Source organism: Wolbachia pipientis (assembly GCF_023661085.1).
GTDB lineage: Bacteria > Pseudomonadota > Alphaproteobacteria > Rickettsiales > Anaplasmataceae > Wolbachia.
Genome location: NZ_JAHDJT010000038.1, coordinates 1 through 10,470 on the forward strand (window position 1 = coordinate 1; position 10,470 = coordinate 10,470).

The window sequence follows — 10,470 nt, forward strand, 5'->3', positions numbered from 1 at the left end:
AAATAGCTTCAATACTATAATAAGGGTAACGACGAAGGTTGTCAAGTAGTTTTTTCGCATATACTAAAACTGGTTTTATATGCGAGGAATTTATTGTATCTAGAAAACTTGTATGGATTTTCTCCACTTCCGTGGTATTATAAGCCTGTGGTTATAAATGAGCAAATATGGATAAATCAGCGTACGAAATCATAGAACATGAGTATGATGTAGTGGTAGTGGGCGCAGGTGGAGCAGGGCTTAGGGCAACACTTGGAATGGCTGCAACTAATTTTTCAGTTGCTTGCATTTCTAAAATTTTCCCTACACGCAGTCATACAGTTGCAGCACAAGGCGGAATTAGTGCGGCTTTAGGGAATATTGCTGAGGACAATTGGCGCTGGCATGCGTATGACACAATAAAAGGTTCAGACTGGCTTGGCGATCAAGATGCAATAGAACATATGTGTAAAAACGCTGCTAAAGCTGTCATTGAGCTTGAAAATTTTGGCGTACCTTTTTCACGTACAGAAGATGGCAAAATATACCAGCGTGCCTTCGGTGGAATGACAACTCACTTTGGTAAAGGAAAATCAGCGCAACGCACTTGTGCAGCAGCAGATAAGACTGGACATGCAATCCTTCACACTCTATATCAGCAGTGTCTTAGGTTCAACGCCGAATTTTTTGTTGAATACTTTGTAATTGATTTAATCATGGATAACGAAACCGGGGCGTGCTGCGGAGTTCTTGCCTGGTCACTATGCGACGGCACACTACATAGATTTCGTGCACATTCGGTAGTGCTAGCAACAGGTGGATATGGGCGTGTTTACTTCTCTGCGACGAGCGCGCATACCTGTACAGGCGATGGTAATGGCATGGTGGTAAGAGCTGGATTGCCACTTGAAGATATGGAATTTGTGCAATTTCATCCAACAGGAATATATGGTTCAGGATGTTTGATGACGGAAGGATGTCGCGGCGAAGGCGGGTATCTCGTTAATTCGCAGGGCGAAAGGTTTATGGAACGCTATGCACCAAAAGCAAAGGACTTGGCTTCTCGTGATGTGGTAAGCCGGGCAATAACAATTGAAATCAGAGAAGGCAGAGGCGTTGGACCAAAAAAAGACCACATATATTTAACTATAGCGCATCTTGATCCGGAAGTAATAAAGTTGAGACTTCCGGGAATTAGCGAAACTGCAAAGACTTTTGCAGGGGTTGATGTCACTAAAGATCCAATACCGGTCATTCCAACTGTTCACTACAATATGGGTGGCATTCCAACCAACTATCATGGAGAAGTGATTACGCTGAAGAAAGGTAAGGAAGAAGTAGTAGAAGGATTGTTTGCAATTGGAGAGGCAGCATGTGTTTCTGTGCACGGTGCAAATCGACTTGGTTCTAATTCGCTTCTTGATCTCGTAGTTTTTGGTAGAGCTGCAGCGCTCAGAGCAAAAGAGAAGCTAAAGTCCAATGCGCCACATAAAAAATTGCACTCAGATTGCACGGACTGGATAGTTGATAGGTTCAACAAAATGCGATTTGCTTCTGGAGAGCTAAGGGTATCGAAAATACGCAGCGAAATGCAGCACACTATGCAAAAATATGCATCCGTGTTCCGCATTGCTGAAGTTTTGGAAGAAGGCAAAAAAGCTATAAAAGAAGTAGCGAAAATGATGCCTAACATTGCAATTGAAGATCACAGTATGATATGGAACAGTGATTTAGTTGAAGCGCTGGAACTTGCCAACATGATTCCACAAGCAGTCATTACTATGGAATGCGCAGCCAATCGCGAAGAAAGCAGAGGTGCCCATGCTCGTGAAGATTTCCCAGAGCGTGATGATAAAGACTGGATGAAACACACTATGGCGTGGCTCGAGGAAAAGAAAGGCAAAATCAATGTAAAAATTAATTACAAGAAAGTCGCCGAAAAAACTCTGAGCGATGAGATTGATTTCATCGCCCCGGAGAAGAGGGTTTATTAGTTGGCTGTAAGCCCTTGCGACTTCTTGTGAGGCTCACTGTGCGTGTCACTCATTCGAGAATTTGGAGGATTTTTATGTTCTGGTTGATCTGATGACTTTTGTTGATCACTGTCGACAAGGTTCTTTACCTTGTCAGTTGAATTTTCAAAAAGCTTCTTAATACCACTAAATCCCAAAGTTAAGGTAAGGCATACGACTCCTGCAACAGCTATGATAGGAATGGCTGCTCCAATTCCAACCTGACCCTGAAAAAATGCAAACGCTGCCATAGCAATAACAGTTACTGTAATTGTAATTGCCAACAATTCGCGGATTCTACTTGCTGGATCTATATATTTTGCAATAGCAGATAGTGCTTTTCCTGTATTAGATGCTGCTTCTTTTATACTAGAGCCTACACTTTGTGCAGTACTCTGCAACTGTCTTGGAGGAGTTTTGATATTGTATTTTTTCTCAAGTTGCTCTTTGGTTTCTCTGGCTTTTTCTTGTGTTGTGTGTGGAGTCTTACGATAATCTTTTAAATCGCGTAAAACTAGATAGTAACTGTCAGTATGGAATTTTTCATCTTTTAAATCTAGAAAATTAGGATTGGCACCATTTTGCAACAATGTTGCACAAAACTTTGTTGTATTGTCATAATTAATTGCTGGATCAAAAATTGTGTTCTTTCGTGAAAGGTGTTCGCCTTTTTCTGCCTTTTTTATTAGCGCTACTTGTAGGGGTGTTCGTTCTTCTTTATTAGTGGCATTTATAGCTTCACTCAGCTTCTCTTTAGGTACTGATCCTTTTTCCACTAAGCTTGAAATCAATTTCAGGCATATGACTTTTTGCTCTCCTTTGAGTGAAGCAATATGGTGTAAGGCGTTATCGCCATTTGCATCCTTAAGGTTAATATCCGCCCCTTTTTGCAATAGTTCTTGAAAAAGTCCTTTATCATAATTATTAATTGCTAAATGTAACAGATAATTATCATTACTATCTGGAGTATTGATAGTATATGCTATAATTTTTTTAATTTGTGTTTTTATCTCTTGTTTTAATTCAGGTTTCTTTATCAACTCTGCTAATTTTTCTAGGAATTTAAGATAATACCTCTCATGTTCTCTATCTAAGTTCTGCAATTCTTCTTTGGATAACTGCAAATCACCAATGTTAGCTCCTAACTCAAACAACTTTATAGCAGCTTCTATTGTATTATCATCATATTTTGTAAATGGCCTTTTAAGAAATTTTCCAACTTTTCCGGATACACTTTCAGAGCTATGCTCTTCCTTAGTTATTTTATTAAATAGCAATTTTTGTATTAGTGTTTGCCCTTTTTCAGGATTTATAGCTTCGCTAAGTTTATCTTTAGATATTTCTTCCTTTTTCACTAAACTTAATATTAGATTTAAGCACGCAACTCTTTGCTTACCTCGCGGTAAAGCAGCAATATAGTGTAGAGCATTATTACCTTTGCCATCTTTTGCGCTAATGTCTGCGCCTTCTTGCACACGCTTCTTAATTTTTGTCTTATTGCCTCGTTTTGCTGCTTCCAATAAACGATCGTTAACGTTCCTATTATCAGTTTGACGTTCATCATCGTTATCACTTCCAATTCCACTGTCTTGACTATCTTTACGACTGTAATGGTTCTGATTGCTGCTCTTTCTAGTAACTTCAAAAATTACCTGTTCTATTTTCTCTTTTTCTAAAGGGTCTAGTTCTTTCGATATTTTTCTCTTCAATGCCGGAAGAAAACACTGAACATAATACCTATGATATTCTTTTTGTCCTCTAAGCGACTTTTCCAATTCAGTTAATACTTCAGGGCTGGCACCTTCTTTGAATAACTTTTTACATTCCTTGATAGTTCCATCTCGACCTCTTGGCCTTTCGCGCTTATGTTTTTCTTTTGTTACTTTTCTCTCTATAGCGCCATACAATTGCTCGTTTTTTTTATCCTGTTCTTGCTTGTCATTTTTATCTATGTGTTTGTCTAATTTATCTGCATTAGTAGTTAGTGCACTTAGATCTATACCCATACCAAACCCTCAATATTAAAAGCTACGTACTTTCTTGGTTGCCAGCATTGATGCTTTTTCTGCTTAAACTGACAACTAGAATTGAATTAAACTTTTAAATTGAGCTAAATGTTGTATGTGTAATCGAAATATAGGTGGAAAGGTAAAACACTAGTTTCTATTGGAAAGTTTGCCATCATAATTAAACCTCACTTTAGCATTTATCTACTATTTTAACCATTTAATCTTAAAAAATAATAAATATAGCTAAAGTAAATTAGGAATACCTTGCGAAACATGCTCAGCCCCGCATCATATTCTGGGACCATACATCTAACATTTTTAAAAGAAAGAAGATATCTGCAAATCAATCCAAGCACATGAGTGTAGTGTTACCGCCGAATGCTGTAGTGTTGACACTCACAACTTTTTCTGTAGAAAAACGCTGTAGATAATGAGGTCCCCCAGCTTTTGGTCCAGTGCCGGATAGTCCTCTACCGCCAAACGGTTGTACGCCAACTGCTGCACCTATCTGATTGCGATTAATGTATACATTTCCAACTGACATTTTCTTGCTTATCAAATCGATCTGATTTTGTATGCGGCTTTGCAAAGAGAACGTAAGCCCATATCCTGTACTGTTTATATCACTTATAACTTTATTTAACTGCGACTTATTAAAACGTATAATATGTAAAATAGGGCCAAACACTTCCTGTTTTAATTGCGAAATTCTCTGTATCTCATAAATATATGGAGGGAAGAAATAACCATTATGAGAATTTGTATTCATGGGTACCTTGGATAAAAGGCTTGAATCCTTATCTCTTGACATTTTCTCCGTGTGCTTATTCAGCATATCAATAGATGCTTTGTCAATTATTGGACCAATATCAGTACTAAGTTGTATTGGATCACCAATTTTTAATTCTTGAACTGCGTCGCATATCATTTTTATCTGTTTCTCTGCTATATCCTCTTGAATAAATAATACTCTAAGTGCAGAACAGCGTTGACCAGCGCTACGGAATGCAGAAATTAAAACATCTGCAGTCACTTGTTCCAAGAGAGCAGAACTGTCAACAATCATAGCATTTAATCCACCAGTTTCAGCAATGAGTGGTACAATAGGGCCGTCTCTGCTAGCAAGCGTTCTATTAATTATGTGAGCAGTCTGTGTTGAACCAGTGAAAGCTACACCAGCAATTCTATTATCTGGTATTAATGTTTCACCTAAATACCGACCGTTTCCTGGAATGAGGTGCAGTGCGTTTTTTGGTATCCCAGCCTCGTGTAGTATCTTAACAGCTTCACAAGCAATAATCGGCGTTTGCTCTGCTGGTTTTGTTAGTACTGAATTACCTGCTGCAAGTGCGGCTGCAATCTGTCCAATAAAGATAGCGAGTGGAAAATTCCACGGTGATATGCACAAAAAAACCCCTCTGCCTTCAAAAAAGATAAAATTATCTTCACCTGTTGGACCTGGCAATTTTTTCCAGCTATTCAATTCATTTTTTGCTATCATTGCATAATAGCGCAAAAAGTCGACTGCTTCCCTTACTTCTGCTATCGCATCGGATAAAATCTTTCCTGCTTCCACAATTAGAATATAAATTAGCTCTTTCATCCTTTCTTCAAGCAAATCGGCAGCTCTTTCAAGGTACCTAGCACGCTCTTCTGCTGAAACATTCTGCCATTTAGCAAAAGCACTATGTGCTATTTCAAGAGCGTTTAAAGCTTGATCACTTGTTGTACTTGACACTTCTCCGATTACGTTTTCCAAATGTGCTGGATTAACCACTTCGGTAAATTCAGTACTGTCAAACAGTGACTCTCCGTCAATTATCGGCCCAACCTGCCATTTCTTTTCGCTAAACTCTTTTATATCGTTCGCAAATTGCAAAGCTGTAACTGAATCACTAATATCCATCCCTAAGGAGTTTTTCCTTTCTTCTCCAAAGATATCTTGTGGCAATGGAATACTTGGATGAGGCTCATACTCTAAGCTTTTAGCTTTTTCCAATGGATCTGAAACTAACTCTTCAATTTTAACGTTGGAATCATTTATTTGATGGACAAATGAGCTATTAGCCCCATTTTCAAGAAGACGTCTAATAAGGTATGGCAATAAATCACTATGTTTACCAACCGGTGCATATATACGGCAATTTATACTTGTTGCGAGCTCTGACATTACATAATCATATAAGCCCTTACCCATTCCATGTAAGCGCTGAAACTCAAACCCAGGGTGATTTTTATCGGCAAGCTCTATTATAGTAGCAAAAGTATAAGCGTTGTGAGTTCCAAAGCATGGATAAAAGTGACTTGCTTTGCTTAAAAGTTTCTGTGCACAGGCAAGGTAGCATACATCTGTATAGCTTTTTCTAGTAAACACTGGGTACCCACTTAACCCTAATTCTTGTGTGTGCTTAATTTCTGAGTCCCAGTATGCTCCTTTTACGAGTCTCACCATGATCTTATGTTTTGAACGAATAGCAACATCTTCAACAAAATCAAGAACAGACAAAGCACGTTTTTGATACGCTTGCACAGCCAAGCCAAGCCCTTCCCACTCAGAAAGTGATTCATCAAGACGCAATTGTTCAAATAAAACTAATGACATCTCAAGTCTTTCTGACTCTTCTGCATCTATACATAATGAAATATTGTACTTTTTTGCTTCATGACAAAGCTCCAGCACCTTCGTTTTCAGTTCTTCAGCTATATTACCAAATTGGCAGAATTCATAACGTGGATGCAATGCAGACAACTTGATTGAAATTCCATGTGATCTAAAGCAATCATTTATGTCAGTGGATTCACCTATAGCTTTTATCGAATACATGTATGAATTAAAATATTCTTCCGCATGCTCAGCTGTACGAGCAGCTTCACCAAGCATGTCAAAGGAACATAAGAATTTGCCATGGTCATCTGATTTTACACTTTCCAATGCTTCTTCTATATTTTTCCCAACAATAAAGTGCTTACCAAGCATCAACATTGCTTGTTTCACTGCTTTGCGGATTACTGGTTCCCCTAAATTTTTAAGTAACCTAGAAATAGCGTGATAGAATCTTGGATCTTCCTCACTGGTCCTTAATATACTACTGCCTATCATTAAACTCCATGTAGAAGCATTAACAAACAATGAAGAGGAACGTCCTAAATGTTTACTCCATTCTTGATTGGCAATTTTATCTTTGATTAGCTCATCTATTGTATAATCATCTGGTATTCTAAGTAGTGATTCAGCAAGGCACATCAGCGCTATTCCTTCGTCATTGGAGAGCGAATATTGCTGCATAAAAGAATCTATAATATCTAATTTATTGCCTTTAATTTTTTCGACAACTTGTTTTGCAATATTGTAAATTCTATTTTTCGAATCAGCTGAAAGTTCTGCTTTTTCTACAAGATAACGTACACAACTTTTTTCATCAGTACGATAAAATCCCTGCAAACGTTTTCGCAATTCGTTAGGCTCTTGTATAGAACTGATCATAATTATCTACAGAACACCCTTTACCATATGTAAGGTGAAATTATATCATAACTTTGCGTAGAATAAATTATTATTTAAATAAAGGGCCAGAATCGACTCAAAAAGCTTAGTTAATGACTTTGCTAACTCAAGAAGACTGCGCAAGTATATAGCTTAACACTCCACCACTCATCAAGTATTTCATCTCAGTTGCAGTTTGTACACAGCACTTAAGTTGCATGGGTTGTTCTGAATTATCCTTTCTTTTGATGATACATTCTAGATTTCCATTTGGCACTACTTTACCTTTTATGCTCACTATCTCACTACCATCAAATATTTTTCTGGTTACTCCATCTTGAAATGCAAGCGGAAGAACACCCATACCGACTAAGTTGGATCTGTGTATACGTTCAAAGCTTTCTGCAATTACAGCTTTAATTCCTAGCAGCGCAGTACCCTTTGCTGCCCAGTCTCTGCTTGAACCTGTGCCATATTCTTTTCCTGCAACAACAACTAATGGAACAGCTTCTTCTTTGTACCGCATCGCTGCATCAAAAATTGACATAGTCTCTTGAGAAGGAATATGTTTTGTGTAACCACCTTCATTGCTCACCATTTCGTTTCTTATTCTGATATTAGCAAAGGTTCCACGCATCATTACGTTGTGGTTACCACGACGGGATCCATATGAGTTGAAATCCCATGGTTCAATTCCAAGATCTTTTAAATACATACCTGCAGGACTATTTGAAGCAATATTTCCAGCAGGAGAAATGTGGTCAGTAGTTACACTGTCGCCAAACATTGCCAGTATTCGTGCACCCTTTATGTCGACCACGTTATTTTTATCGTTCTCCGTCGATAAATTATCAAAATAAGGAGGATCCTGTATATAAGTGCTTTCCGCGTTCCAGTTGTAGATTTCACTTCTCCCACACCTTATCTTTTGCCAATGTTCATCACCGGAGAAAACATTCTCGTACTTTTGTATGAACATCTCGCGTGTTACCACATTTTTAACACAATCTTCGATTTCATTGTTCATTGGCCATATATCTTTGAGATAAACGTTGTTTCCATCCTTATCTTTGCATATAGGATCTTTTGTTAGGTCAATCTGCACAGTACCTGCAAGTGCATACACAACAACAAGTGGTGGAGATGCTAAATAATTGGCTTTGACTAAAGGATGGATTCTTCCTTCAAAATTGCGATTACCAGATAAAACCGCGGCGACGGTTAAGTTTTTGCTTTTAATATCATTTTCTATATCTTCATCAAGTGGACCGGAATTTCCAATACAGGTTGTGCAACCGTATCCAACCAAATTAAAGCCTAAAGCATTTAGATCTTTCTGTAATCCTGATTTTTCTAAATATTCTGTTACAACTTGTGATCCCGGGGCGAGAGAAGTTTTAACCCAAGGCTTTGATTTTATTCCAAGTTTGACTGCACTGCGTGCTACAAGACCAGCAGCAATCATCACACTTGGGTTTGAAGTATTGGTACAGCTTGTTATTGCTGCAATAACTACACTTCCATCTTGAAGTACATTACTTTCCTTTGACTCATTAATTGAAAATGATGTAGAAAAAGACTCTGCCACTTGTGAGAGAAAGACCTTATCTTGTGGTCTTTTTGGGCCAGCCATTACTGGCTCCACGCTTGATAAATCAAGCTCCAGCATGTCAAAAAACGCCAACTCGTCACTGCTTCGCCACAGTCCTTGCTCTTTTGCATAGACTTCAACCAACTTAATCAGCTCTTCCGGTCTTCCGGTTAAGCTTAAATAATCTAGTGTTTTCTGATCAATAGGAAAAAAGCCACAAGTTGCACCATACTCTGGAGCCATATTGGCTATGGTTGCCCTATCTGCCACAGATAAATAATCCAAACCGTCACCATAAAACTCCACGAATTTACCAACAACACCTTTTGTCCTTAAGATATTTGTGACTGTTAGCACTAGATCAGTTGCAGTTACTCCTTCTGCAAGTTTTCCAATTAATTTAAATCCTACTACCTCTGGAATCACCATACTAATTGGCTGATCAAGCATCACGGATTCAGCTTCTATCCCGCCAACACCCCAACCCAGAACCGATAAACTATTAATCATAGTAGTGTGGCTGTCCGTACCAACTAAGGTGTCTGGGTATACAACTCCATTATCGCTACATACAACTCGTGCTAAATACTCGATGTTTACTTGGTGGCAAATTCCCGTGCCAGGCGGCACTACCCTAAAATTTGTGAAGGATGATTCGCCCCATTTCAAGAATTGATATCTCTCCAAATTTCTTTTTACTTCCAGTTCAACGTTTTTACCAAATGCAGAAGCATTTGCGTAACTATCTACTTGGACAGAATGGTCTATTACAAGATCAACCGGTACAGACGGATTTATTTTGCTTGGATCACCTCCGCTTTTTTTCATATAACTACGCATTGACGCTAAATCGACAATAGCGGGAACTCCTGTAAAATCCTGCATCAATACCCTTGCTGGTTTGTAGCTAATTTCGTGATCAACGTGTTTCTCAACGCAACTTGCTAGTGTTTTTATATCATCCAACTTTACGTCTACTCCATCTTCATTACGCAATAAGTTCTCAAGCAATACCTTGAGCGAACAGGGTAATTTAGTTAGATCTATTCCTAAAAATCTACCAGCAGCGCTAAGACTAAAGTAGCTATATGACTTTCCGTCAATGTTTAAAATTGTTTTTGAATTTAAAGAATTATTCATCACGTACAACCATTATTTAAATGAAAAGACCCACAATCCTACCATTGCTGCAAGAACTTCAAGGATGAACATATTTAATCTTGATTGTCAACAGTAAACTGAGGCAAGCCTGCCTAACTATTTCATGTCAAGTTTGATGAAAGAAAAAATAATTTTAGTAGCTAGCTGAATTCAGATTTTTTAGCAATAAAAACAGAACTAAAAAACTACTTGACAACCTTCGTCGTTACCCTTATTATAGTATTGAAGCTATTT

Annotated in this window: 4 protein-coding genes; 1 reads left to right on the forward strand and 3 read right to left on the reverse strand. The window is 38.2% G+C overall.

Annotation, left to right across the window (positions count from 1 at the left end; all coding sequences use genetic code 11):
• The first annotated feature begins 167 nt into the window (after positions 1-167).
• Positions 168-1,973, forward strand: a complete 1,806-nt coding sequence (sdhA, locus tag DM84_RS02425) for a succinate dehydrogenase flavoprotein subunit (protein WP_250778164.1) — start codon at positions 168-170, stop codon at positions 1,971-1,973.
• On the opposite strand, the gene DM84_RS02430 is transcribed toward sdhA, so the two are convergent.
• The 3 genes from DM84_RS02430 to acnA all read right to left on the reverse strand — a co-directional run bounded on the left by DM84_RS02430 (position 1,970) and on the right by acnA (position 10,215).
• On the reverse strand, positions 1,970-3,997 hold the full coding sequence (locus DM84_RS02430; RefSeq protein WP_250778165.1) for an ankyrin repeat domain-containing protein: 2,028 nt from the start codon (positions 3,995-3,997) through the stop codon (positions 1,970-1,972). The genes sdhA and DM84_RS02430 overlap by 4 nt on opposite strands.
• A 346-nt stretch (positions 3,998-4,343) precedes the next feature.
• Positions 4,344-7,484, reverse strand: coding sequence for a bifunctional proline dehydrogenase/L-glutamate gamma-semialdehyde dehydrogenase PutA (putA, locus tag DM84_RS02435; RefSeq protein WP_250778166.1), 3,141 nt, complete (start codon positions 7,482-7,484; stop codon positions 4,344-4,346).
• 127 nt (positions 7,485-7,611) lie between these two features.
• Entirely contained in the window at positions 7,612-10,215 is a 2,604-nt protein-coding gene (gene acnA, locus DM84_RS02440) for an aconitate hydratase AcnA (RefSeq protein ID WP_250778167.1), read from the reverse strand.
• Positions 10,216-10,470: the final 255 nt, after the last annotated feature.